General features: G+C 68.2%; 22 protein-coding genes. 17 read left to right on the forward strand and 5 right to left on the reverse strand.

The genetic code is table 11. The features are described from left to right. The first annotated feature begins 7 nt into the window (after positions 1 to 7). A complete protein-coding gene (locus WG903_RS13195) occupies positions 8 to 2,506 on the forward strand; it encodes a hybrid sensor histidine kinase/response regulator (protein WP_340076060.1) in 2,499 nt (832 codons plus the stop codon). Positions 2,507 to 2,516: 10 nt separating this feature from the next. Beyond that, entirely contained in the window at positions 2,517 to 3,656 is a 1,140-nt protein-coding gene (locus WG903_RS13200; protein ID WP_340076062.1) for a hybrid sensor histidine kinase/response regulator, read from the forward strand. On the opposite strand, the gene WG903_RS13205 is transcribed toward WG903_RS13200, so the two are convergent. The 4 genes from WG903_RS13205 to WG903_RS13220 form a co-directional block, all read right to left on the reverse strand. Beyond that, positions 3,643 to 4,650, reverse strand: a complete 1,008-nt coding sequence (locus WG903_RS13205) for a fatty acid desaturase family protein (protein ID WP_340076065.1) — start codon at positions 4,648 to 4,650, stop codon at positions 3,643 to 3,645. The two genes, WG903_RS13200 and WG903_RS13205, sit on opposite strands and share 14 nt — an antisense overlap. Before the next feature lie 152 nt (positions 4,651 to 4,802). After that, positions 4,803 to 5,816 carry an AraC family transcriptional regulator gene (locus tag WG903_RS13210; RefSeq protein WP_340076067.1) on the reverse strand — a complete coding sequence of 338 codons (1,014 nt, stop codon included), beginning with the start codon at positions 5,814 to 5,816 and terminating at the stop codon, positions 4,803 to 4,805. A 55-nt stretch (positions 5,817 to 5,871) separates the two neighbouring features. Then, on the reverse strand, positions 5,872 to 6,549 hold the full coding sequence (locus WG903_RS13215; RefSeq protein WP_340076069.1) for a Crp/Fnr family transcriptional regulator: 678 nt from the start codon (positions 6,547 to 6,549) through the stop codon (positions 5,872 to 5,874). A 10-nt stretch (positions 6,550 to 6,559) separates the two neighbouring features. Then, complete coding sequence (locus tag WG903_RS13220) at positions 6,560 to 7,312, reverse strand: Crp/Fnr family transcriptional regulator (protein ID WP_340076071.1); 753 nt, start codon at positions 7,310 to 7,312, stop codon at positions 6,560 to 6,562. A 138-nt stretch (positions 7,313 to 7,450) separates the two neighbouring features. Here WG903_RS13220 and WG903_RS13225 point away from each other — a divergent pair, with 138 nt between their 5' ends. From WG903_RS13225 to WG903_RS13240, 4 genes are read left to right on the forward strand one after another with little or no spacing between them, the layout of a single operon-like run. Beyond that, positions 7,451 to 8,590, forward strand: coding sequence for an ABC transporter substrate-binding protein (locus tag WG903_RS13225; RefSeq protein ID WP_340076073.1), 1,140 nt, complete (start codon positions 7,451 to 7,453; stop codon positions 8,588 to 8,590). 3 nt (positions 8,591 to 8,593) lie between these two features. Then, positions 8,594 to 9,397, forward strand: coding sequence for a poly(3-hydroxyalkanoate) depolymerase (gene phaZ / locus WG903_RS13230; protein ID WP_340076075.1), 804 nt, complete (start codon positions 8,594 to 8,596; stop codon positions 9,395 to 9,397). A 13-nt stretch (positions 9,398 to 9,410) separates the two neighbouring features. Further along, a complete protein-coding gene (locus WG903_RS13235) occupies positions 9,411 to 9,869 on the forward strand; it encodes a MaoC family dehydratase (RefSeq protein WP_340076077.1) in 459 nt (152 codons plus the stop codon). Positions 9,870 to 9,873: 4 nt separating this feature from the next. After that, the gene (locus WG903_RS13240) at positions 9,874 to 11,619 is read left to right on the forward strand and encodes a PHA/PHB synthase family protein (protein ID WP_340076080.1); all 1,746 of its coding nucleotides are present in this window, start codon (positions 9,874 to 9,876) and stop codon (positions 11,617 to 11,619) included. Between the two features lie 28 nt (positions 11,620 to 11,647). Here WG903_RS13240 and WG903_RS13245 read toward each other — a convergent pair whose 3' ends face one another. Further along, positions 11,648 to 11,899, reverse strand: a complete 252-nt coding sequence (locus WG903_RS13245) for a hypothetical protein (RefSeq protein WP_340076082.1) — start codon at positions 11,897 to 11,899, stop codon at positions 11,648 to 11,650. A gap of 221 nt (positions 11,900 to 12,120) precedes the next feature. Here WG903_RS13245 and WG903_RS13250 point away from each other — a divergent pair, with 221 nt between their 5' ends. From WG903_RS13250 to WG903_RS13300, 11 genes are all read left to right on the forward strand, one after another. Then, on the forward strand, positions 12,121 to 13,749 hold the full coding sequence (locus WG903_RS13250) for a 3-(methylthio)propionyl-CoA ligase (RefSeq protein ID WP_340076084.1): 1,629 nt from the start codon (positions 12,121 to 12,123) through the stop codon (positions 13,747 to 13,749). Positions 13,750 to 14,021: 272 nt separating this feature from the next. After that, positions 14,022 to 15,215, forward strand: coding sequence for a branched-chain amino acid ABC transporter substrate-binding protein (locus tag WG903_RS13255; RefSeq protein WP_340078241.1), 1,194 nt, complete (start codon positions 14,022 to 14,024; stop codon positions 15,213 to 15,215). A gap of 90 nt (positions 15,216 to 15,305) precedes the next feature. Beyond that, complete coding sequence (locus tag WG903_RS13260) at positions 15,306 to 16,253, forward strand: branched-chain amino acid ABC transporter permease (protein WP_340076086.1); 948 nt, start codon at positions 15,306 to 15,308, stop codon at positions 16,251 to 16,253. A 70-nt stretch (positions 16,254 to 16,323) separates the two neighbouring features. Beyond that, entirely contained in the window at positions 16,324 to 17,667 is a 1,344-nt protein-coding gene (locus WG903_RS13265; protein ID WP_445263632.1) for a branched-chain amino acid ABC transporter permease, read from the forward strand. After that, positions 17,664 to 18,434 (forward strand): ABC transporter ATP-binding protein, encoded by a 771-nt coding sequence (locus WG903_RS13270; RefSeq protein ID WP_340076091.1) that lies wholly within the window; start codon positions 17,664 to 17,666, stop codon positions 18,432 to 18,434. Before WG903_RS13265 ends, WG903_RS13270 begins: the two co-directional genes overlap by 4 nt. Continuing rightward, positions 18,434 to 19,129 (forward strand): ABC transporter ATP-binding protein, encoded by a 696-nt coding sequence (locus WG903_RS13275; RefSeq protein WP_340076093.1) that lies wholly within the window; start codon positions 18,434 to 18,436, stop codon positions 19,127 to 19,129. The genes WG903_RS13270 and WG903_RS13275 overlap by 1 nt, the downstream gene beginning before the upstream one ends. Positions 19,130 to 19,255: 126 nt before the next feature. Next, the gene (locus WG903_RS13280; protein WP_340076096.1) at positions 19,256 to 21,355 is read left to right on the forward strand and encodes a 3-hydroxyacyl-CoA dehydrogenase NAD-binding domain-containing protein; all 2,100 of its coding nucleotides are present in this window, start codon (positions 19,256 to 19,258) and stop codon (positions 21,353 to 21,355) included. 19 nt (positions 21,356 to 21,374) lie between these two features. Further along, a complete protein-coding gene (locus WG903_RS13285; protein WP_340076098.1) occupies positions 21,375 to 22,550 on the forward strand; it encodes an acetyl-CoA C-acyltransferase in 1,176 nt (391 codons plus the stop codon). Continuing rightward, entirely contained in the window at positions 22,551 to 24,374 is a 1,824-nt protein-coding gene (locus WG903_RS13290; protein WP_340076100.1) for an acyl-CoA dehydrogenase, read from the forward strand. Continuing rightward, positions 24,374 to 24,616 (forward strand): hypothetical protein, encoded by a 243-nt coding sequence (locus WG903_RS13295; protein WP_340076102.1) that lies wholly within the window; start codon positions 24,374 to 24,376, stop codon positions 24,614 to 24,616. Before WG903_RS13290 ends, WG903_RS13295 begins: the two co-directional genes overlap by 1 nt. Beyond that, positions 24,613 to 25,407: an SDR family oxidoreductase gene (locus WG903_RS13300; protein ID WP_340076105.1), complete on the forward strand. Its 795-nt coding sequence runs from the start codon at positions 24,613 to 24,615 to the stop codon at positions 25,405 to 25,407. The genes WG903_RS13295 and WG903_RS13300 overlap by 4 nt, the downstream gene beginning before the upstream one ends. Position 25,408 lies beyond the last annotated feature (1 nt).

The following is a 25,408-nucleotide window of genomic DNA, read 5'->3' on the forward strand; positions in this document are numbered from 1 at the left end:
CCGCGCCATGAAGATGCTGCGCCGCCTGTTCGCCCGCTACGAGGCCTACCACGAGCACGGGCCGCTGCTCCTTCGCTACATCAGCGTGCTGGGCCTGATCATGCTGCCGGTGATGTATCTGCTGCGCCCGACGCGCAGCCCCGGCGCCTACGACGACCTGGCGCTGCGCGCGGTGGACTGCGCACTGCTCCTGGGCCTGATGGCGCGCAAGCACTGGCCCGAGAGGATCAAGGGGGCCTACCTCGCTTACTCCTATCTCGTGATCACGGCGTGCCTGCCGTTCACGTTCATCTTCACGTCGCTGAAGAACGGCGGCGGCGCCGGCGCGGTCGCCAACACCTTCATGGCCGTGTTCCTGGTGCTGCTGCTGGCCGACTGGCGCAACATGGTCGTCATGCTGGTCGCGGGCGCGGGCGCCGCGGTGCTCGGCTACTTCGCCACGACGCCGGGCGCGCGCATCCCAGCCGACTACATCGCGCGGCTGCCGCTCCTCATCGGCACGATCATCGGCGCGAGCCTGTTCAAGTACGCGCTGGAGCAGGCCACAGCCGAGCGCGTGCGGCATGCCTATGCCTCGCTCGCGGGGTCGATCGCGCACGAGATGCGCAACCCCCTCGGGCGCATCCGCCACAACCTCGAGTGCATGCAGGAGGCGCTGCCGCAGCCCACCACGCTCAACGACCCGCAGCTGCTGGACGCCGGCCGCACCGATGCGCTGTACCGGCTGGTCGCCGAAAGCGAAGTGGCGGTCAAGCGCGGCTTGCAGGTCATCGCGATGACGCTGGACGAAGTCGGCGCCAAGCCCATCGACCGCGCGGGCTTCGCGCTGCTGTCGGCCGCCGACACCACGCGCAAGGCGCTGCAGGAGTACGCCTTCCAGGGCGATGACGAGGCCGCGCGCGTGGACGTGCGGGTCACTGCCGACTTCGTCTTCCGCGGCGACGAGACCGCCTACGTGTTCGTGATCTTCAACCTGATCAAGAACGCGCTGTACTACCTGCCGGCCTACCCACACGCCCGGGTGACCATCACGGTGGGCGACCAGCAGGTGAAGGTGCACGACGACGGTCCTGGCATCCCCTACGACGTGCAGGAGCGCCTCTTCCAGCCCTTCGCATCGGCCGGCAAGACGGGCGGCACCGGGCTGGGCCTGGCGTACTGCCGCCGCGTCATGGAAGCCTTCGGCGGCACCATCCGCTGCGAGTCGGTGCCGCAGAAGTACACCGAGTTTTCGCTGGCCTTCCCGCAGGTGCCGCCTGCCGAGGTGCAGGCGCTGCAGCAGCGCGCGATGGAGAAGGCGCGGGCCGCTTTCGCCGGCAAGCGCCTGCTGCTGGTGGACGACGACGCGGCGCAGCGCACGACCTCGCGCCACAAATTGCAGGCGCTGGGCGTGGAGATCGACCAGGCCACCGATGGCCAGCGCGCGCTCGAGGCCCTGGCCCGCACCCCCTACGACATCGTGCTGCTGGACCTCAACATGCCGCTGCTGGACGGCTATGCCGTGGCGCGCAGCGTGCGGCAGGGACAGGTGCCGCTAAACCGCGACGTGGCCATCGTCGCCCACACGAGCGAGCCCGCGCACATCGCGGCGCTGAAGGCGCGGCGCGCGGGGATGGATGCCTTCGTCGGCAAGCCCAGCACGCAGGCGCAACTGATCGAGGCCCTGAGCGAGGCGCTGCAGGCGCGCATCGCGACGCAGGCCAGCGTCGAGCGGCGGCTCACGGGCCGGCGCATCCTCGTGGCCGACGACGCCGCGTACAACCGCAAGACCGTGGCCGCGTACCTGCGCCATGTCGGCGTGACGGTGGTGCAGGCCTCGCACGGCGAGGCGGTGCTGCAGGCCCTGCGCGCGGGCGGCGGCTGGGACGCGATCGTCCTGGACATCAACATGCCCGGCATGGACGGCCTGCAGACGGCCGCCGCCATCCGCCAGCTCGACCCGCCGCTGCGCGACGTGCCCATCATCGCCCTCACTGCGCACTCGGACGACGAGACGCTGCGGGCCGCGCAGGCCACGGGCATGAACGGCTTCATCACCAAGCCGGTCGACGCGGCGGTGCTGTACAAGACCCTGGGCGAACTCGTTTCGGACACGCCGGCGCCGCAGCCGCTCTTGCGCCGCACGGAGGGCTCCGCCGCCGTGCCCGACGCCGACGCGCTGCTCAACCCGTCGCGGCTGGAGAGCTACGCGCGCATCGGCATGCTGGGCGAGCTGCTGGGCGAGTACGTCCCCGAGCTCACCGCGCTGGCCGGCAAGCTGCAGCGCCATGCGCAGCTGCAGGACATGCCGGCTTGCGCCGACGTGCTGCATTCGCTGCTGGGCATGAGCGGCGAGGCCGGCGCGCCCGCGCTGTACCAGGCGGTGCGCCGCGTGTACGTGCCGATGGTGGAGGCGAAGGCCTGGCCGGTGCAGGACGACTGGGCCGGCCGCATCGCGGCGCTGGCCGCCGAGACGGTGCAGGCGCTGAACGCCTACGGGGCGGCGCAAGGCGCCCGCCACGAGTGATACTGTGAGCATGTTCCCCCGCATCGGGTCCGAAGCGGTCCTGTTCGTCGACGACGAGGCCATGTCGCGCAAATGGTTCTCGCGCGCCTTCTCCGACGAGTTCAACGTGGTCACCGCCGCCGGCGCCGCCGAGGCGCTGCAGGTCCTGAGCGAACGCGGCCACGAGTTCGCCGTGCTCGTCACCGACTACCGCATGCCCGAGCGCGACGGCATGAAACTGCTGCGGGCCGTGCAGCGCGACTACCGGCACGTGATCCGGCTGCTGGCCACCGCCTACGCCGAGAAGGACGTCGCCATCGCCGCGGTGAACCAGGGCAAGGTGCTGCGCATCCTCGAAAAGCCCCTGGACGAGGAGCAGACGCGCGGCGCGCTGCGCGAAGCGGCGGCGATGTACCGCACCCAGGCGCTGGAGCGCGCGATGAACGAGAACCGCGTCGCCGCGCTGCGCGAGACGCTGGGCTTCCTCGCGCATGAACTCAACACGCCGCTGGCCACCGTGCGCGGCTGCGTGAGCTCGGTGGCCTCGCGCTACAAGCCCGCCGACCCGGCGCGGCCCGGCGTCGCCGAATTCACGGAACACCACCCCGGCGAGTTGCTGGCGGCGCTGGAGCGCGCCGAGCGCCGGGCGCTGTATTGCCAGTCGCTGGTGTCCACCTTCGTGCAGTCCGCGCGCGACGCCTACCCGGGCTCGGAGCCGCAGAGCGTCACGGCGTCGTCGCTCGTCTCCGCGCTGCTGGACGAGTACCCGTTCGAGGACGAGGAGCGCACCTGGGTCGGCAGCCGCATCGCGCAGGATTTCAGCCTGCCCGGCCGGCGCGACCTGCTTTACCTCGTGCTGTGCACGCTGGCGAAGAACGCGCTCATCGCGCTGCGCGGCCAGCCCGCGCCGAGCCTGCGCATCGAGGCCGGCGTGGAAGGCACGGGCAACCGGCAGCCGTGGCTGCGCTTCGTCGACAACGGCCCGGGCATCCCGCCCGAGGTGCTGGCCAAGCTCACGCGCGAGCCCGTGACCACGCGCGCCCAGTCGGGCGGCAACGGCATGGGGCTGATGTTCTGCCAGCGCGTGATGCAGTCGATCGGCGGCGGCATCGAGATCGAGTCGGCGGCGGGCGCGGGCACCACCGTCACGCTGCGCTTCAAGCCGTCCTAGGCACGCCTTCTTCGCCCGCCGCGGGCGGCACCGACCAGTGCGGGCGCGAGCCCGAGAACCACTGCGCCAGCAGGCGCACGAGCGAGCGGTGCTCGTACACGCCGTGGCGGATGAGAATGGGCCGCATCAGGCGCAGCGCCTCGCCCATCCGGTAGAACGGGATGTTGGCGTAGAAGTGGTGGACCATGTGGCAGTCGCCCGTGCCCCACCAGAACATCACCCGCGAGAAGAAGCCCGTGCGGTAGAAGGTGCCGACCCACAGCGGGTTGCTGCGTTCCAGGTCGAAGTGCTCCAGCACGATGCGCACGGTGTTCACCAGCGGCGTCACGGTCGCGAAGGGCAGCAGGTAGCCGAAGACCGGCAGGCGCCAGTCCCACGCCAGGCTGGCGAGAACCAGCGCGATGATCGCGTAGCGCGTGCCTTTCTCCCAGCGCAGGCGCGCTTCGCCGCCGTGCGCGGGCTTGACCTGCTGCTTGACGATGAGGCCGCGGTAGAAGAGGGCGCGGAAGACGATGAGCGCCGGCGTCGCATAGACGATGCGCTTGAACATCGTGTCGATGCCGCCCTTGTGCATCTCGGTGTCGCCGTCGGTGCCCAGCATGCGGTGGTGCGTCAGGTGCTGGCTTTCGTACAGCGCGCTGCGCAATTGCGCCGGCCAGGCGAGGACGGACGACACCACCCAGCGCAGCGGCGTGGGCAGCAGCTTGCGGTGCACGAAGGCATCGTGGTTCAGGATGGCCATCAGCACGATGACGTCGCCCTGGACGAACAGGCACAGCCACCACAGCGGCTGCGTCAAGCTGCCGGTGGCGAGCTGCCACGCGCAGGCCAGGAAGAGGGCGATGAGGCCGGCGATGGCGGCGAGGTCGATCGCGAGGTTGGTTTCGTGGAGCCGGGCGAGCCGTTCGGCCCCCAGTTCGCGCGCGATGATGGCGCGGGCGGCGCGCAGCTGCAGCTCGCGCGACGGGTCCTGCCCGGTGGGTACTTCGTTCATGACTTTGCCCGGCGGTTTCCGCCTGGGCTCTCCCTGGAAGATGCGGGTTCGAGGTTAGTGGATCGGGGGGCTGCCTGCAAGGATGCCCGACCGGGCGCCGCGGGCCTCGGTAAACTTTCTTAATCCCCCTAGGGCGTTTGCTTAACGCTTATTCACTGCGCCTGGTTGCGGTACTGCGCCGTGGCCACGCCGAACCAGCGCTTGCAGGCGGCGGCCAGCTGCGTCGGCGTTTCCCAACCCAGCAGGTTGGCCACGCGCGTGGGCGTGTACCCCTCCTGGTGCAGGTAGTGCTCGGCCAGCTCGCGCCGAACGCCATCGAGGAGGTCGTCGAAGGACTGGCCCTCGGACTTCAGGCGCCGCTCGAAGGCGGAATCGGCCAGGCCCAGGCTGCGCGCGAGGTCCTCGCGGCGCGGCTCCCCCAGGTGCAGGCGCCGGATGATCTCCTCGCTGGCGCGGTAGCTCGTGCGCGCGCGCCCGTAGCGCTCCAGCCGGTCCTCGATCACCTGCTCCTGGATCGCGAAGAGCGACTCGCCCGCGCCCATCACGCGCAAGGCCAGGTCGTCGCGCGAGAGCTTCATGCGGTTGGCGTCCTGCCCGAAGCGCAAGGGGCAGTGGAAGGCCATCCGGTACGGGTGCAGCGACGCGGGCTCCGGGAAGACGAACTCCACCACCAGCGGCCGCAGTTGGTGGTGCGTGACCGTCTGCAGCAGCAGCAGCGTGCCGAACATCGAGAACTCCTCGCGCTGGCGCGGGCTCAGGCCGTCGCCGCCGTGGTCGTGCACCAGCCAGCGGTCGCCGCGGTCGGCCACCAGCGTGAAGGCGTGGGCGTCGTTGATGAGGTGCAGGTACTTCTGCAGCACCGCCAGGCCCGATGCGAGGTCGGGGCTGGACCACATGGCCTGCGCGGCGATGTTGAAGTCGATGTGCCGCCGCGCGATGGTGCGGTCCAGTCCCAGCGTCGCCTGCCCGGTGCGCCCGACGGCGAGGTCCCACATGCGGTCGACCTCGCGCATGGTGAAGCGCTCGTGCGCGTGCTTCAGGCGTTCGGGGTCGATGTTCGCCGCGCGCAGGAGCCAGTCGGTGTCCACGCCCTGCGAGGCGAACAGGTGCACCACGCCCCGCGTCCACGCGGAGGAATGTGTGGGGACTTCGGCCACGTCGGCCATGTCCCCATTCAAAGCCTTTCAGGACAGTGCCGCAAGAGGGGCGGGTGCTAGGAATTCACGCTTGCGACAGCACTGATTGCAGGCCGGCTTCGTCGACGATCTCGACGCGGCCGAATTCGGCCGAGATGTAGTGCTTCCGCTCGAACTCCTTGAGCACCGTGTTCACCGTCTGCCGCGACAGGCCGGCGAGGATGCCCAGCTCCTCCTGCGTGAGGCTCATGCGGCGCGAGCCGCGCCACAGGTGCGGGCCCAGGTACATCGCGACGCGCTGCGCCGGCGAGCGCAGGCGCGCGGTCTCGATGATGGCCAGCGCCTGCCCCAGGCGCATGTTCAGGTGCTCGATGAGCGCGTTGCAGAAGTCGATGCTGCTCGCGCGCAGCTGCTCGAACTCGGTGCGCGGCAGGCAAAGCAGCTCGGTGTCGCGCAGGGCGACCACGTCGTAGCGGCGCGGCTCGTCCTTCAGCACCGAGCCTTCGCCGAACCACTCGCCGGCGGGGATGCCCAGGAAGGCCTGCCGCCGGCCTTCGGGCGACTCGGTCTGCAGCTTCACCAAGCCGTAGAGCACCGCGTACCAGCCGCCCACCGGCTCGCCGGCGCGCAGCAGCACGTCGCCCTTGTGCGCCTGCACGGTCGTGACGGATTTCGGCAGGCGCTCGCGCCAGGGCTCGGGCAGCCGTTGGAACCACGGCTGCATCTGCAGGAACCGGGTGGCCGGCGGGGGCAGCGTTTCCACGGGGCGCGCTTCAGCCGCGCGGCGCTTCGCGCAGGTGGTTCGCGTTGAAGGCGATGGCCATCAGCCCCTTTTCGTCCTTGATCTCGATGCGGCCGAAGTCCAGCGACACGAGGCCCTGCCGCCCGAACTCGTTGAGCACCGTGTTCACCGTCTGGCGCGACAGGCCGGAGAGGATGCCCAGCTCCTCCTGCGACAGGCTCATGCGTCGCGAGCCGTGCCACAGCGTGGGGCCCAGGTACATCGCCACGCGCTGGTCGGGCGCGCGCAGGCGCATGGTCTCGATGATCACCATGACCTGGCCCAGGCGCATGTTCAGGTGGCGGCTGATCGACTGGTTGAACAGGATGCTGGTGGCGTACAGCTCCTCGAAGAGCGGCCGCGGCAGGCACAGCAGCTCGCTGTCGCGCAGCGCGATCACGTCGTAGCGGCGCGGCTCGTTCTTCATCACCGAGCCTTCGCCGAACCATTCGCCGCCGGGGATGCCCAGGTAGCCCTGGCGGCGGCCCTGCGACAGCTGGCTCTGCAGCTTGACCAGCCCGGTCAGCACGGCGTACCAGCCCTGCACCTCCTCGTTGGCCTTCAGGATCACCTCGCCCTTGTTGCCCTGCAGGGTGTAGACGCTGTCGACGATGCGCTGGCGCAGGCCTTCGTCGAGGCCGGCCATCCAGGGCTGCGCCAGGATGAACTGCATCCCGGGACGCGAGGCGTCGCCGATGAACATCGACGCACCCGGAAAAAGGTTGTGCGACAGGGGGATCGCCATTGCTTGGATGTCTCCTCATTTGTCGGCTGCCCGACTCGACGTGTCGGGGCCGCGACCCATGCTGTCGGTGTAACTACATGGTTTGAGTGTGTCAAGGGCCGCTTCGACACTGCTGCAACACAACACCAGGAGACAGCCATGTTCCGCACGAACGTTCGCATTCTCGCCACGGCCCTTTTGCTCGGGGTCGCCGCCGCCGGCGCGCAAGCCGAACCGGGGATCTCGGGCAACGAGATCGTCCTGGGCCAGTCGCTCGCGCTCACCGGGCCGCTGGCCGAACTGGGCAAGGACATCGAAACGGGCACCCGCGCGTATTTCAGCTCGGTCAATGCGAAGGGCGGAATCTACGGCCGGCGCATCCGCGTCGTGACCCTGGACGACGGCTACAAGGCCGACAACACGGTGAAGAACGTGCAGCAGCTGCTGGGCGAGGACCAGGTCTTCGCGCTGTTCAACGTGATGGGCACGCCCAACTGCGCCGCGATCCTGCCGCTGGTGGAAAAGGACGGCATCCCGTTCTTCTCGCCCTTCACCGGCGCGGAGGCCACCCGCAGCCCGGCGCTGCCGGCGGTGTTCAACATCCGTGCGAGCTACAAGGACGAGGCCGCCAAGATCGTGCAGCACCTGAACACGGTGGGCATCACGAAGGTGGGCGTGGTGTACCAGGCCAACGGCTTCGGCAAGGACGGCCTGGCCGCCGTGGAGGCGGCGATGGGCCGCTACAACCTGAAGGTGCTGGCCGCGGCGCCGGTGCAGACCGACGCGTCCGACGCGCAGAAGGCCGTGGCCACCCTGCACGCCAGCCAGCCGCAGTCGGTGATCATGATCACCGCCGGCAAGCCCACGTTCGAGTTCATCAAGGCGTACAACAAGGTGCGCCGCGGCATGACCTTCTACACGCTGTCGGTGATGGGCGCGCAGGCCAATATCAAGGCGCTGGGCCCGGACGGCGTGGGCGTCGTGGTCGCCTCGGTCGTGCCTTTCCCGTGGAACGTCGCCCACCCGCTGGTCAAGGAGTACCAGGCCGCCATGAAGGAGATCGGCGCGGCCGACTACTCCTTCGTGAGCTTCGAGAGCTACATCAACGCCCGCGTGCTGGGCGAGGCGCTGCGCCGCTCGGGCAAGGAGCCCACGCGCGCACGCCTGGTCGCCGCAGCCGAAGGCATGAAGGACGTTCGCCTGGGCGGCTTCGACGTGAACTTCGGCCCCGATTCGCGCCAGGCCTCGCGCTTCGTCGAGCTGACCATCATCGGCGCCGACGGGCGCTTCACCAAGTAGCGCATGACGGCCGATGCCTTCGAGATGAAGATGCTGCGCGCCGACGGGCACGTCGTGCGCGTCGGCCGCCGCCGGGGTGCGGGCGAAGGCCCGCCGCTGCTGCTGTTCAACGGCATCGGCGCCAACATCGAGCTGTTCGAGCCGCTGGCCCGGCGCCTGCCGGGACGCGAGGTAATCACCTTCGACATTCCCGGTGTCGGCCATTCGCTGTTGCCCGCCTTGCCGTACCGCCTGGGCGGCATCGCGCGGCTGGCGGCCGGCATCCTGGACCACTACGGCCACGAACGCTGCGACGCGCTCGGCGTCTCCTGGGGCGGGGCGGCTGCGCAGCAGTTCGCGCGCAGCCAGCCCGCCCGGTGCCGGCGCCTGATCCTGGCCGCCACCTGCGCCGGCATGGCCATGGTGCCGGCCACGCCCAACATCCTGTGGATGATGGCGACGCCGCGGCGCTACATCGACCCCGCCTACGCGCAGCGCTTCGCCGGCACGCTGTACGGCGGCGACTTCCGCGCCGACCCGCAGCTCGCGGCAGGCCTGCACCAGCACGTGCGCTGGCAATCGCGCATGGGCTACTACCTGCAGATCGCCGCGGTCGCCGGCTGGACCAGCATCCACTGGCTGCATGCCCTGGAGCAGCCCACGCTTGTCATGCACGGCACGGACGACCCGCTGGTGCCGCCGGCCAACGCCCACCTCATGCACGCGCTGATCCCGCGCAGCGAGCTGATGCTGCTCGATTGCGGGCACATGTTCCTGCTCACGCGCGCCGAAGCCTGCGCGCGGGCGATCCACGACTTCCTCCACTAGCCCCCGCCACGCCATGAAACCCCTCACGCCTGCATCGCTGGCCGCGCGCATCGGCCAGGCCTTCGACCCCTCGCACTGGATCACGCTGGACCAGGGCCGCATCGACGACTTCGCCGTGTGCACCGGCGACGCGCAATGGATCCACGTGGACATCGACCGAGCCGAGCGCGAGAGCCCCTTCGGCGGGACGATCGCGCACGGGTTCCTGACGCTGTCGCTCACGGCCACGACCTTCCAGGACATCGTGCTGCAGCACGTGGCGGCGCGGCAGGTCGTCAACTACGGGCTGGACAAGGTCCGCTTCGTCGCCCCGGTGCGAGCCGGCCGGCGCGTGCGCAACCGCATCCGCATCATCGACGTGGTGGAGAAAGGGCCGGGCTGCCACCTGCTCACCACGGAACACACGATCGAGATCGAGAACGAGCCCAAGCCGGCGCTGGTGGCGATCTCGCTCGTGTACCTGATGGACTGACGCGATGGGAACGACACGCACCTTGCGCGAAGCCGCGGCCGCCACCGGCGGCAAGGCGATGCGTACCGCCGCCGAATGGACCGAGCTGGTCGCGAGCGCGGTGGACAACACGCTCACGTTCAACCCGCTGCTGGGCGTGCGCCGGCGCGACGTGGCCGAGTCGGCTGCCGCGCTCGCCCGCGTCATCGCGGCCGCCCCGCGGCGCAACAGCACGCATGCGGCGCGCCTGCTGCGCGAGCTGCGCGAGATCGCCGGCGGCAGTTCGGCGATCGCCGCCGACCCGAAGGACCGCCGCTTCGCCGACCCGGCGTGGCAGGGCAACCCCTTCCACAAGCGGCTGCTGCAAACCTACCTGGCGACGCAGGGCATGCTGGGCCGCGCGGTGGACGAATCGTCCCTGGACGAGCGCACCAAGGCCCGCGCGCGGTTCTTCACGTCGCTGGCGTGGGATGCGATGGCGCCCTCGAACTGGCTATTGGGCAACCCGGCCGCCCTGCGCAAGACCGTGGAATCGGGCGGCCGCAACGTGTGGCAGGGCGCGCGCCACATGGTCGACGACCTCCTGCACAACGACGGCATGCCCACGCAGGTGGACGCCTCGCCGTACAAGGTGGGCGAGAACATCGCGACGACGCCGGGCCAGGTCGTGCTGCGGCACGAGATGTTCGAATTGATCCAGTACGCGCCGTCGACGCCGAAGGTGCACGCACGGCCGCTCATCATGTCGCCGCCGCAGGTCAACAAGTACTACGCGATCGACCTGACGCCCGAGAAGAGCCTGGCGAAATGGGCCGTCGATTCGGGCATCCAGTTCTTCGTAATCAGCTGGCGCAACCCCACGGTGGAACACGGCCACTGGGGCCTGGACGACTACGTGCTGGCGCTCGACGCCGCGGTGGAAGCGGCGAAGGCCATCACGGGCAGCGCCGACGTGAACATGTGGGGCTCGTGCTCCGGCGGCATGACGCTCGCAGCGTACCTGGGGTGGCTGGCCGCGCGCGGCGAGGAGAAGGTCGCCCACGTCACGTGGGCCGTCTGCATCCTGGACACGCACGACGCCTTCGGCGACGGCGCGCTGGGCATCTTCAACACGCCGTCGACGCTGGGCGCGGCCAAGGCGCGCTCGCGGCGGCGCGGCATCGTCACGGGCCGCGAGATGGCGTCGATGTTCGCCTGGCTGCGTTCCAACGACCTGGTGTGGAATTACTGGGTCAACAACTACCTCATGGGCAACAAGCCGCCCGCGCACGACATCCTGGCCTGGAACAGCGACAACACCGCGCTGCCGGGGCGCTTCCATTGCGACCTGCTGGAGCTGCTGGAACACAACCCCTACCGCAACCCGGGCAAGCTCGAAGTCGCCGGCGAGGCCATCGACATGCGCCGCGTCAAGGCCGGCGCGTACGTGATCGCCGGCACGAACGACCACATCACGCCCTGGCGCGCCTGCTATCGCACCGCACGCATGTTCGGGCCGAATTCGCGCTTCGTGCTGGCCAACGCGGGCCACCTGCAAAGCCTGGTGAACCCGCCGGGGCAGGGCAAGGCCTTCTACATGTCGGGGCCGGCTTCGAAGGCGGATGCCGATGCGTGGCTGCAGTCGGCGAAGCGCGAGGAGGGCAGCTGGTGGCCGGATTGGCGGGTGTGGATCCAGCGCCGCTCGGGCCCGCGGGTGGAAGCGCCTGTGAGGCTGGGATCGCGCCGCTACAAGCCCTTGGGCGCGGCGCCCGGCACCTACGTGCTGGAATGACAAGGGCGGCTGGGCCGCCCTTGTCGTTTCAGGCCCGCGCCGCGGGCAGGTCCATCCGTTCGATCAGCCCCATCTCCAGCAGCGAGGCGATGCTGCGCATCAGCGAAACCGGCGGGAAGAAGTGGCGCAGCTCCAGCTCCCACGCGCCACGCCGGCACAGCATCAGCAGGTCGTAGAGGTAGGGCGAGCGGCCCGCGATCACCTCGTCGACGCCGGGCAGCTGCGCCTTTTCCGTGGCGCGGTAGTAGTTGGACCAGAAGGGGGTCGTCTGCTTGCTCATCGCTGTCTCCTTCGCATGTCGTACCCGATGGCTGCACTTTGGACGCCGCGGCGACAAGCCGCAAAGCGTGTCGCGCTGCCTACACCAACCGTCGTCCAAGCGACAGCCTCCCGGGCCCCGTGCATGTCCGCGGCCCGACAAAGTTGGCTTGTTGCGCCGCGGAAACCGAGGATCGCGGGGTTACGATTGACGCAACGGATTCGCAAACAAGGAGACAACCCATGCTGGGCCTGATGCAACAAGAGCCGCTTCTGATCTCGTCGCTGCTCACTTTCGCCGAGCGCCACCACGCCGACTCCGAGATCGTCTCGCGCCGCGTCGAGGGCGACATCCACCGCTACACCTGGCGCGAAGCCTCGGCCCGCGCCAAGCAGGTGGCCAACGCGCTCGACGCGACGGGGCTGCTGTTCTCCGACCGCGTCGCCACGCTGGCGTGGAACGGCTACCGCCACCTGGAGCTGTACTTCGGCGTGAGCGGCTCGGGCCGCGTGCTGCACACGATCAACCCCCGCCTGCATCCCGAGCAGATCGCGTGGATCGCCAACCACGCGGAAGACCAGGTGCTGTGCTTCGACCTCACCTTCCTGCCCATCGTGCAGGCGATCCACGCCAAGTGCCCGGGCATCAAGCGCTTCGTGGCGCTGTGCGACAAGGCGAAACTGCCGGCGGACAGCGGCATCCCGAACCTCGTCGCCTACGAGGACTGGATCGGCGGGCAGAAGACCACCTACGACTGGCCGGACTTCGACGAGAACTCCGCCTCGAGCATGTGCTACACGAGCGGCACCACGGGCAACCCCAAGGCGGCCCTCTACAGCCACCGCTCCACCATCCTGCACGCCTACGCCGCCTCCATGCCCGACGTGATGGCGCTGTCGGCGCGCGACTCGGTGCTGCCGGTGGTGCCCATGTTCCACGTCAACGCGTGGGGCATCCCGTATTCGGCGGCGCTCACCGGCTGCAAGCTGGTGTTCCCGGGCCCGGCGCTGGACGGCAAGTCGGTGTACGAGCTGCTCGAATCCGAGAACGTCAGCTTCGCCGCGGGCGTGCCCACGGTGTGGCAGATGCTCCTGGGCCACCTGAAGCAGAACGGCCTGCGTTTCTCCACGCTCAAGCGCACGGTGATCGGCGGCTCGGCCTGCCCGCCCGCGATGATCGATTCGTTCCGCGAGGACTACGGCGTGGACGTGCTGCATGCCTGGGGCATGACCGAGATGAGCCCGCTGGGCACGCTGTGCACGCTGAAGAACAAGCACCTGCGGCAGGCGCCGCAGGAGCAGATGAAGATCCGCTTGAAGCAGGGCCGCGCGATCTTCGGCGTGGACATGAAGATCGTCGGCGAAGACGGCCGCGAACTGCCGTGGGACGGCAAGGCCTCTGGCGACCTGCTTGTGAAGGGCCCGTGGATCATCCGCGAGTACTTCAAGGGCGAGGGCGGCGACCCGCTGGTGGGCGGCTGGTTCCCCACCGGCGACGTGGCCACCATCGACCCCGACGGCTACATGCAGATCACCGACCGCAGCAAGGACGTGATCAAGTCGGGCGGCGAGTGGATCAGTTCCATCGATGTCGAGAACATCGCCGTTGCGCACCCCGCGGTGGCCATGGCCGCCTGCATCGGCGTGCGGCACCCGAAGTGGGATGAACGGCCGATCGTGGTGGTGGTGAAAAAGCCCGGCGCCGAGGTCTCCAAGGAAGAGCTGCTGCGCTTCTACGAGGGCAAGACGGCCAAGTGGCAGATCCCCGACGACGTCGTGTTCGTCGACGCGATCCCGCTGGGCGCCACCGGCAAGATGCTCAAGACGCGGCTGCGCGAGACGCTGAAGGACTACCGGCTGCCCGGCGCCTGACAAGGCCGCCTTGTCGCCTGGGCGATAGGGCGCGCCTTTCTTACGGGCAATCCCTGACGGTTGCACTGCACAAAAACAGTAACCTGCCTGCTGTCGGAATCACTAGGAGACAGCACATGCACAACTCGATCAGCCGCGTCGCCTTCGCGACCCTCCTGGCTTGCGCGATGAGCGCCCACGCACAGCAGCCCGCACCGGCCAAGCCTGCCGCGCCGGCCAAGCCCGCAGCGGCGCCCGCGAAGGCCGCGCCCGCGCCGGCAGCCACTGCGGCGATGAGCGCCGCACCCAAGGAGACCGCCGGCCAGACGGTGCGCGTCGCCCACATCGACCCGTTCTCGGGCCCGTTCGCCAACGTCGGCCAGAACCAGCTGAAAAGCTGGCAGTTCGCCGCGGAGAAGCTCAACGGAAACAAGAACGCCGCGGGCGTGACGTTCGAGTTCGTCGGCTTCGACAACAAGGGCTCGCCCCAGGAAAGCCTGAACGCGCTGAAGGCCGCCCTCGACCAGGGCTTCCGCTACGTCACGCAGGGCAACGGTTCCGGCGCCGCGGCAGCCATCCTCGACGCCGTGAACAAGCACAACGAGCGCAACCCCGGCAAGGAGGTGGTGTACATCAACTACGCCGCCGTGGACCCGGCGCTGACCAACGAGCGCTGCAGCTTCTGGCACTTCCGCCTCGACGCCGACACGTCGATGAAGATGGAGGCGCTGACGTCCTTCATGAAGGACGAGGCCAAGATCAAGAACGTCTACCTGATCAACCAGAACTACGCGCACGGCCAGCAGGTCGCCAAGTACTTCAAGGAAGGCATCGCGCGCAAGCGCCCCGACGTGAAGATCGTGGGCGACGAGCTGCACCCGCTGGGACAGGTGAAGGACTTCGCGCCCTACGTCGCGAAGATCAAGGCTGCGGGCGCCGACGCCATCGTCACGGGCAACTGGGGCACCGACATGACGCTGCTGGTGAAGGCGCTGAACGACGCCGGCCTGAACATCCCGCTGTACGCCTACTACGCCGGCGTGTCCGGCACGCCCACCGCGCTGGCGCAGGGCAAGGACATGAACGTGAGCCAGGTGGCCATCAGCCACTCGAACTTCACGGGCGAGCTGCGCGACCTGCGCAACGAGTTCAAGAAGAAGTTCAACGACGACTACTACACGTTCCAGACCTACCTGGGCATCAAGATGCTGTCCGGCGGCATGGCCGCGGCGAAGAGCACCGACCCCGTGAAGGTGGCGCGCGCCATGGAAGGCCTGTCGTTCAAGGGCCTGGGCAGCGAAGCCACGATGCGCAAGTCGGACCACCAGCTGCAGCAGACGCTGTACATCAGCAAGTGGACCAAGGCCACGGCCAAGGACCCGTACAGCGAGGAAAACACCGGCTGGAACTTCGCGCCGGTGCGCACGCTGGAGCCCTACGTCTCGTCCACGCCCACCTCGTGCCAGATGACGCGTCCGGGCGCCTGATCCCCACCACGGCCGGGTCGCGAGAGCCACCCGGCCTTTTTTCGCCCCTCGCTTTTTTCCTAGTGGATTTCACCGATAACGTTTGACCGCATGGAGTTCTTCACCATCTCGCTCCTGAACGGCATCAGCTACGGGCTGCTGCTGTTCATGCTGAGTTCGGGCCTGACGCTGATCTTCAGCATGATGGGCGTGCTCAATTTCGCGCACGCGAGCTTCTACATGCTGGGCGCGTACCTGGGTTACTCGGTCAGCGTGTGGGTGGGCTATGCGCCGGCGCTCTTCGTGGCGCCGCTGCTGGTGGGCGTGCTCGGCGCGCTGTTCGAGCGCTTCGCGCTGCGCCGGGTGCACCACTTCGGCCACGTGCCGGAGCTGCTGATCACGTTCGGCCTGTCGTACCTGATCGTCGAGATCGTGCAGCTGATGTGGGGGCGCTCGGCGATGGACTACCGCAAGCCCGGGTGGCTGGACTACCCCGCCTTCCACATCTTCGGCACGAACTTCCCGATGTACCGGGTGTTCATGATGGGCGTGGCCTTCGCCATGCTCGCGGCGCTGTGGCTGCTGCTGAAGAAGACGCGCATCGGGCTGGTGATCCAGGCGGCGCTGACGCACCCGGAGGCCGTGGAGTCGCTGGGCCACAACGTGCCGCGCGTCTTCATGCTCGTGTTCGGCGGTGGTGCGGCGTTGGCTGGCCTCGCGGGCGCCGTGGGCGGCGCGCAGTTCGTGACCGAGCCCGCGATGGCCGCTTCGGTCGGCTCCATCATCTTCGTCGTCGTCGTCGTGGGTGGCATGGGCTCGCTGCCCGGTGCGTTCGTCGCGTCACTCCTGATCGGCGTGATGGACGCCTTCGCGGTGGGCAGCGACCGTTCGCTTGCCGACCTGTGGAACTTCTTCGGGTTCGCCGCCGGCCCGTCCACGCCGGGCTGGGTCGTGCTCAAGGTGAAGATCTCGCAGGTCGCGGCGATCCTGCCGTACCTGCTGCTGGTCCTGATCCTCATCTTCCGGCCGAAGGGCCTGCTCGGGACGCGGGAGGGTTGAGATGAACACCACGGTCCTCGACACCTCCACGCCCGAAGCCGCACGCGAGAACTCGCGCACGGGCGTTCCCATGGAGATCAAGGCGCCCGGCGCCGCCGGCCCGCGCGTGCCCGCGAAGCTGCCGCACGCCGGCTACTACGAGTTCAAGCCGTTCAACGTTGGCCGCTGGATCGTGTGGGGCTTCTTCGCGCTGGTGCTCCTGGTCGCGCCGCTGCTGTTCACCAGCAGCCTGGCGCACACGATGCTCAGCCAGATGGGCATCGCCATCATCGTCTGCCTTTCGTACAACATGCTGCTGGGGCAGGGCGGCATGCTCAGTTTCGGCCACGCCGTGTATTCGGGCATGGGCTCCTTCCTGGCCATCCACACGCTCAACCTGGTGAGCAAGGGCCAGTGGCCGATCCCGGTGAGCCTGATCCCGGTGGCGGGCGGCCTCGCGGCGGCGGGTTTCGCCGTGCTGTTCGGGTACGTCACCACGAAGAAGGCGGCGACGCCCTTCGCGATGATCACGCTGGGCGTGGGCGAGCTCGTGTGGGCGATGTCGCTGATGTTCCCCGAGTTCTTCGGCGGCGAAGGCGGCATCAACGGCAACCGCGTGGCGGGAGCCAAGCCGTTCGGCATCACCTTCGGCCCGCAGATCCAGCTGTACTACCTGATCGCGGTCTACACCTTCGTCTGCACGGCGCTCATGTTCGCGTTCACGCGCACGCCGCTCGGGCGCATCGTGAACGCGGTGCGCGACAACCCCGAACGCGTGGAGTTCATCGGCTACGACACGCAGCGCGTGCGCTACATTGTGTTCATCGTGTCGGCCTTCTTCGCCGGCATCTCCGGCGGCCTGGGCGCGCTGAACTTCGAGATCGTCACGTCGGAAGTCGTGAGCGCGCCGCGGTCGGGGGCCTACCTGCTGTTCACCTTCCTGGGCGGCGCCACCTTCTTCTTCGGGCCCATCATCGGCGGCGTCCTGCTGGTGCTGGCTTTCGTGTTGCTGTCCGAGTACACGAAGGCCTGGCTGCTGTACCTCGGGCTGGTGTTCCTGTTCATGGTGATGTACGCGCCGGGAGGCATCGCCAGCCTGATCATGATGAACCTGCGCGTGGCCTCCTTCGGCCGGCTGCGCGAGCTGTGGGTGAGCTACCTGGCGCTGGCCGTCACGGGCCTCGTCGTGCTGCTCGGGGCCGCGGCCATGATCGAGATGGTCTACCACATGCAGCTGAATTCGGCGCTCGGCCCGCAGGTGAAGTTCCTCGGGGCGACGCTCGACACGGGCGGCGTGAACAGCTGGTTCGGCTCGGTCTTCGTCGTGCTCACCGGCATCCTGCTGTTCGAAGTGGCCCGCCGCCACTTCGTGCGCCAGTGGGGCGAGATCCAGGAGTTCATCGAAAAAGAGATCAAGCGGAGGGAAGCGCTGTGACGTTTGCGCTCGAACTGAAGGACCTGCGCAAGAGCTTCGGCAAGACCGAGATCATCCGCGGCTGCAACCTGGCCGTGGCGCAGGGCGAACGCATCGCGGTGATCGGCCCCAACGGCGCCGGCAAGTCGACGCTCTTCAACCTGATCTCCGGCCGCTTCGAGCCGACCAGCGGCGAGGTGCACCTGAACGGCATCCGTATCGACGGCCGCAAGCCCTACGAGATCAACCGGCTGGGCCTGTCGCGCAGCTTCCAGATCACCAACATCTTCCCGCGCCTGTCGGTGTTCGAGAACCTGCGCTGCGGCGTGCTGTGGAGCCTGGGCTACAAGTACACGTTCCTGAAGTTCCTCGCGGACCTGGAGGACGCCAACGACCGCGCCGAGCGCCTGCTCGAGCAGATCCGCCTGGACAAGAAGCGCGACGTTCTGGCGATGAACCTCACCTATGCCGAGCAGCGGGCGCTGGAGGTCGGCATCACCATCGCCGGCGGCGCCAACGTGATCCTGCTGGACGAACCCACGGCCGGCATGAGCAAGAGCGAAACGAGGCGTTTCATCGAGCTCATCAAGGAAGTGACCGTGGGCAAGACGCTGCTGACCGTGGAACACGACATGGGCGTGGTGTTCGGCCTGGCCGACAAGATCGCGGTGGTGGTCTACGGCGAGATCATCGCCTTCGACACGCCCGAGAAGGTGCGCGCCAACCAGAAGGTGCAGGAAGCCTACCTGGGCTCCCACATCGCGGACGCACAGGCGGGGGCGCACTGATGCTCAAGGTCGAGAACCTCCACGCCTTCTACGGCAAGAGCCACGTGCTGCACGGCGTGCACTTCGACGTGCGAGAAGGCGAGATCGTCGCGCTGCTGGGCCGCAACGGCTCGGGACGCTCCACCACCGCCAAGGCCATCATGGGCATGGTCGATTGCACGGGCGCGATCGACTGGAAGGGCCAGCCGACCATGGGCCGCAAGCCCTACGAGATCGCGCACCTGGGCATCGGCTACGTGCCCGAGAACCGCGACATCTTCCCGAAGCTCACGGTGCACCAGAACCTGATGCTCGGCCAGAAGAGCGCGAAGCAGCAGGGCCGCTGGAGCTTCGAGGACATGTACGAGATGTTCCCGCGGCTGCGGGAGCGCCAGCACACGGAGGCCGGCGTGCTCTCCGGCGGCGAGCAGCAGATGCTCACGCTCTGCCGTACGCTCATGGGTGACCCCGACCTGATCATCATCGACGAGCCGACCGAGGGCCTGGCGCCCAAGATTGTCGAGCTGGTGGCCGAGTACCTGAAGAAACTCAAGGAACGCGGCATTTCCGTGCTGCTCATCGAGCAGAAACTCACGATCGCCATGGCGATCTCCGACCGGGCCCTCGTCATGGGCCACGGCAGCATCGTGTTCCAGGGCACGCCCGAGTCGCTGCGTGCGGATGCCTATATCCGCAAAGAGTGGCTCGAAGTCTGACGACGCCCCGATTAGAGGTTTGTCCCTGTCGTGACAAAGCGCCCTTAGCGGCGCAACATCTCCCCTCTAGAATCAAAAATAGAACGACCGTCCTATTTCATTCACCCCTCCGCGAGGAAACCCGGTATGACCGCTGAATACAAGGTGCACGGCGACGTGGCCGTGATCACGATGAACAACCCGCCCGTCAACGGCCTGGGCCACGCCACGCGGCTGGGCATCGCCGAAGGCGTCGACAAGGCCAACGCCGACCCGGCGGTGAAGGCGATCGTCATCACCGGCGCCGGCAAGGCCTTCTCCGGCGGCGCCGACATCAAGGAGTTCGGCTCGCCCAAGGCACTGGCCGAACCGAACCTGCTGTCGGTCATCTCGACGGTGGAGAACTCGGCCAAGCCGGTCGTCGCGGCCGTGCACTCGGTCGCGATGGGCGGCGGCCTCGAGCTCGCGCTCGGCTGCCATTACCGCATCGCCGCGCCCGGCACGAATGTGGCGCTGCCCGAAGTGAAGCTGGGCCTCATCCCCGGCGCCGGCGGCACGGTGCGCCTGCCGCGCGCGCTGGGTGTCGAAGTCGCGCTGAACATGATCGTGAGCGGCGAGCCGGTCAAGAGCGAGATGCTGGCGCAACTGCCCGGCCAGAAGCTGTTCGACAAGATGGCGTCGTCGCCCGAATCGCTGGCCGAAGAAGCGCTGGCCTACGCGCGTTCCGTCGCCGATGCACGCCCGCTGCCGCGCGTGCGCGACCTGCCGGCCAAGCACCCGCTGGGCGATGCGTACTTCCAGTTCGCGCGCAACATGGTCAAGGGCATGGCCAAGAACCTGCCGGCGCCCGCCAAGTGCGTGGACACGGTGGAGAACGCCACCAAGATGAAGTTCGACGACGCCCTCGCGCAGGAGCGTGTCGAGTTCATGGCGCTGATGCTCACGCCGGAATCGCGCGCGCTGCGCCACCTGTTCATGGCCGAGCGCGCCGCTTCCAAGATTCCCGATGTGCCGGAAGACACGCCCAAGCGCGACATCAAGAAGGTCGGCGTGATCGGCGCCGGCACCATGGGCGGCGGCATCACCATGAACTTCCTGAGCGCCGGCATCCCCGTGACCATGCTGGAGACCAAGCAGGAGGCGCTGGACCGTGGCGTCGCCACCATTCGCAAGAACTACGAGGCGCAGGTCAAGAAGGGCAAGCTCAAGCAGGACAAGTACGAGCAGCGCATGGGCCTGCTGAAGACCACGCTGGCCTACGACGACCTGAAGGATGCCGACCTGATCATCGAGGCGGTGTTCGAGGAGATGGGCGTCAAGCAGAAGGTGTTCGAGCAGCTCGACGCCGTCGCCAAGCCGGGCGCGATCCTGGCCTCCAACACCTCGACGCTGGACGTGAACAAGATCGCCTCGTTCACCAAGCGCCCGCAGGACGTGGTCGGCATGCACTTCTTCAGCCCGGCCAACGTGATGAAGCTGCTGGAAGTGGTGCGCGGCGACAAGACCGCCAAGGACGTGCTGGCCACCGTGATGGCCATCGCCAAGGCGATCAAGAAGACCGCCGTCGTCTCGGGCGTGTGCGACGGCTTCATCGGCAACCGCATGATCGAGCAGTACAGCCGCCAGGCCGGCTTCCTGCTGGACGAGGGCGCCACGCCGCAGCAGGTGGACAAGGCCATCGAGAAGTTCGGCTTCGCGATGGGCCCGTTCCGCATGGGCGACCTCGCGGGCAACGACATCGGCTGGGCCATCCGCAAGCGCCGCGCCACCGAGCGCGCCGACATGAAATACAGCAAGACCGCCGACAAGCTGTGCGAGCTGGGCCGCTTCGGCCAGAAGACCGGCGCCGGCTGGTACGACTACCAGGAAGGCAAGCGCGACGCGATTCCCTCCAAGCTGGTCGAGGAAATGATCGCGGCGCACCGCAAGGAGCTGGGCATCACCCCGCGCAAGATCAGCGACGAGGAGATCGTGCAGCGCCTGGTGTTCGCGCTGGTGAACGAAGGCTCGCACATCCTCGAGGACAAGATCGCCGCCCGCGCGAGCGACATCGACATGGTCTACATCACCGGCTACGGCTTCCCGTTCCACCGCGGCGGCCCGATGCTCTACGCCGACCAGGTGGGCCTGTACAACGTGGCCCAGGCCATGAAGCGCTTCCAGAAGAACCCCAACGACGACGCGAAGTTCTGGGAACCCGCGCCGCTGCTCGCCCGCCTCGCGGCCGAAGGCAAGACCTTTAACTGATTCGAACACGGAGCATCACATGACCAAAGCCGTCATCGTTTCCACCGCCCGCACGCCGCTCACCAAGAGCTGGAAGGGCGCCTTCAACATGACGCACGGCGCCACCCTGGGCGGCCATGCGGTCAAGCACGCGGTGCAGCGTGCCGGCATCGACGCCGCCGAAGTCGAGGACGTCCTCATGGGCTGCGCCAACCCCGAGGGCGCGACGGGCGCCAACATCGCGCGCCAGGTCGCGCTGATGGCCGACATGCCGATCACCGTGTCCGGCGTTACCGTCAACCGCTTCTGCTCCTCGGGCCTGCAGACCATCGCGATGGCCTCGCAGCGCGTGATCGCGGGCGAGGGCGACGTGTACGTGGCCGGCGGCGTGGAGAGCATCTCGTGCGTGCAGCAGGAGATGAACCAGCACATGCTGTCCGACCCGTCGCTGGTCGCGAAGAAGCCCGAGATCTACTGGAGCATGCTGCAGACGGCCGAGCAGGTCGCCAAGCGCTACAACATCAGCAAGGACGCGCAGGACGAGTACGGCGCCGCCAGCCAGCAGAAGGCCTGCGCGGCGCAGGAAGCCGGCAAGTTCAAGGACGAGATCGTGCCGATCACGGTGAAGGCCGGCGTCGCCGACGCGGTGATGGGCCTGATCACCAAGGAAGTGACCGCGTCGCAGGACGAGGGCCTGCGCCCGGGCACGACCAAGGAAGGCATCAGCGGCATCCGTTCGGCGATGCCCGGCGGCGTCATCACCGCGGGCAATGCCAGCCAGTTCTCCGACGGCGCGGGCGCCTGCGTCGTGGTCAGCGAAGACTACGCGAGCCGCAAGAACCTCAAGCCGCTGGGCCGTTTCCTCGGCTTCGCGGTGGCGGGCTGCGAGCCCGACGAGATGGGCATCGGCCCGGTCTTCGCCGTGCCCAAGGTGCTCAAGCGCCTGGGCCTGAAGGTGAGCGACATCGACCTGTGGGAGCTGAACGAAGCCTTCGCGGTGCAGGTGCTGTACTGCCGTGACAAGCTGGGCATCCCGGCCGACCGCCTGAACGTGAACGGCGGCGCGATCGCGGTGGGCCACCCGTACGGCGTGTCGGGCCAGCGCCTGACGGGCCACGCGCTGATCGAAGGCAAGCGCCGCGGGGCGAAGAAGGTGGTCGTCACGATGTGCATCGGCGGCGGCATGGGGGCGGCGGGGGTGTTCGAGGTTCTGTAAATGAACCTTCGAAACACGCTTTCCTTCCTCCTCTACGACTGGCTGCACGCCGACCGGCTGGCGTCGCGCGAACGGTTCTCGGACCATTCGCGCGAAACCTTCGACGCCGTGTTCGACACCTGCGAGCGCGTGGCGCGTGAGCGCTTCGCGCCGTTCAACCGCCTGGTGGACACCGAAGAGCCGCGCTTCGACGGCGAGAAGGTGATCCTGCCGCGCGCCTCGCACGAGGCGTGGAACGCCTACGTGGGCACCGGCATGCTGTCGGCGGCGCAGGACTACGACATCGGCGGCATGCAGCTGCCGTACGCGATCGAGGCGCCGGCCAACGCGATCTTCACGATCGCATCGGCCTCCATCGCGGGCGGCATGCTCACCACGGGCAATGCCAACCTGCTGATGGCGCACGGCACCGAGGCGCAGAAGCAGGTCTTCGCGCTGAACGAATTCAGCGGCCGCTGGTCCGGGACGATGGCGCTGTCGGAGCCGCAAGCCGGCTCGTCGCTGTCCGACGTCGCGACGCGCGCGGTTCCGGACGGCAGCGATTTCGAAAGCGACCCGCTCGGTGCGCGCTACCGCCTCAAGGGCAACAAGATGTGGATCTCGGCGGCCGAGCACGAGCTCACCGAGAACATCATCCACCTGGCGCTGGCGAAGATTCCCGGCCCGGACGGCAAGCTCGTGCCCGGCACCAAGGGCATCTCGCTCTTCATCGTCCCCAAGAAATTGGTGGATGCGCAGGGCCAGCTCACGGGCGAGCGCAACGACGTCGCGCTGGCGGGCCTGAACCACAAGCTCGGCTGGCGCGGCACGACCAACACGCTGCTCAATTTCGGCGAAGGCAAGTACCCGGTTCGCGGCCAGGCGGGCGCCATCGGCTACCTCGTGGGCAAGCCGGGCGAAGGCCTGCGCTGCATGTTCCACATGATGAACGAGGCGCGCATCGCGATCGGCATGGGCGCGACGGCGCTGGGCCTCGCGGGCTACTACGCATCGCTCGAGTACGCGAAGCAGCGGCCGCAAGGCCGGCCGGTGGGCCCCGAAGGCAAGGACCCGGCCCAGCCGCAGGTGCGCATCATCGAGCACGCCGACGTCAAGCGCATGCTGCTCACGCAGAAGTCGTATTGCGAAGGCGCGCTGGCGCTGATGCTGTTCTGCGCGCGCCTGATCGACGAGCAGCACACCGGCACGCCGGAGGCCGCGGAAGAAGCGCGCCTGCTGCTCGAGGTGCTGACGCCCATCGCCAAGAGCTGGCCTTCGGAGAACTGCCTGGAGGCGAATTCGCTCGCGATCCAGGTGCACGGCGGCTACGGCTACACGCGCGACTTCCCGGTGGAGCAGTACTGGCGCGACCAGCGCCTGAACATGATCCACGAGGGCACGCACGGCATCCAGGCCGCGGACCTGCTGGGCCGCAAGGTGGTGATGGAAGGCGGCAAGGGCCTGCAGCTGCTGGCGCAGCGCATCAACGCGACCATCGAACGCGCCATGCAGCGCAGCGACCTCGCGGAGTTCGCCAACGCGCTGGCCAAGGCGCTGCAGCAGGTGGGGGCCGCGACCAAGTCCGCGTGGGCCACGGCGAACCCCGCCGAGGCGCTCGCCAATGCGGTGCCGTACATGCAGGCCTTCGGCCACATGGTGCTGGCGTGGACCTGGCTCGACGTCGTGCTGGCGATTCCCGACGATGCGAAGGATGCCGCCCACACGGGCCGGCGCGCCGCGGCCCAGTACTTCTTCCGCTACGAGCTGCCGAAGCTCGACGCCTGGCTGAAGGTGGTTGCCACGCGCGACCCCACCTGCGCGCAGGTGCCGGAGGAAGCGTTCTGATGGCGACGCCACGCGCGCGGGCCTGGGTCGAGCGCCTGGCCTGGATCGCGATCTACGGCGGTATCTTCGCCATCATCCTGGGCGTTATCTCCGGCGAGGTCCACGTCATCGCCGGCTGGTCGCTCGGCGTGCTCGGCGGCATGGCGGTGGCCGCCGGCGTCGTGCTCATCGTCGTGCGTTCGCGCATGGCCGAAACCGCCGCACCCGGCGCACAATCGAATTCCCCCGAAGGAAAGCCATGACCGTCCGCACCACCTCCCAGCTCTTCGACCTGACAGGGCGCACGGCGCTCGTCACCGGCGGCTCGCGCGGGCTGGGCCTGCAGATCGCGCACGCGCTGGGAGAAGCCGGCGCGAAGGTGATGCTGAGCGCGCGCAAGGAAGGCGAGCTCGAGGAAGCGGTGGCCGAGCTGCAAGCCGCCGGCATCGACGCGCGCTGGAGCGCCGCCGACTGTGCCAAGGAAGAAGACATCCGCGGCCTGGCCGAGCACACGCTCGAGCGCATGGGCGACGTCGACATCCTCGTCAACAACGCCGGCGCCGCCTGGGGCTCGCCCGCCGAGGACCATCCGGTCGAAGCGTGGGACAAGGTGATGAACCTGAACGTGCGCGGCTATTTCATCCTGTCGCAGCACCTGGCGAAGAAGTCGATGATCCCGCGCAGGAAGGGCCGCATCATCAACGTCGCTTCGATCGCGGGCCTGGGCGGCAACCCGCCCGACCTGCCCACGCTGGCCTACAACACCTCCAAGGGCGCGGTGATCACGTTCACACAGGCGCTGGCATGCGAGTGGGGCAAGTACGGAATCAACGTCAACGCCATCTGCCCGGGCTTCTTCCCCAGCAAGATGACGCAAGGCACGCTCGACCGCATCGGCGAGGACAAGCTGGCGGAGAACGCGCCGCTGCGCCGCCTGGGCGACGACGAGGACCTGAAGGGCATCACGCTGCTGTACGCGTCGGATGCCGGCAAGCACATCACCGGCCAGTGGCTGGCGGTCGACGGCGGCGTCAGCGTGGTGACGGGAGGCTGAG

Source organism: Ramlibacter sp. PS4R-6 (assembly GCF_037572775.1).
Classification (GTDB): domain Bacteria; phylum Pseudomonadota; class Gammaproteobacteria; order Burkholderiales; family Burkholderiaceae_C; genus Ramlibacter.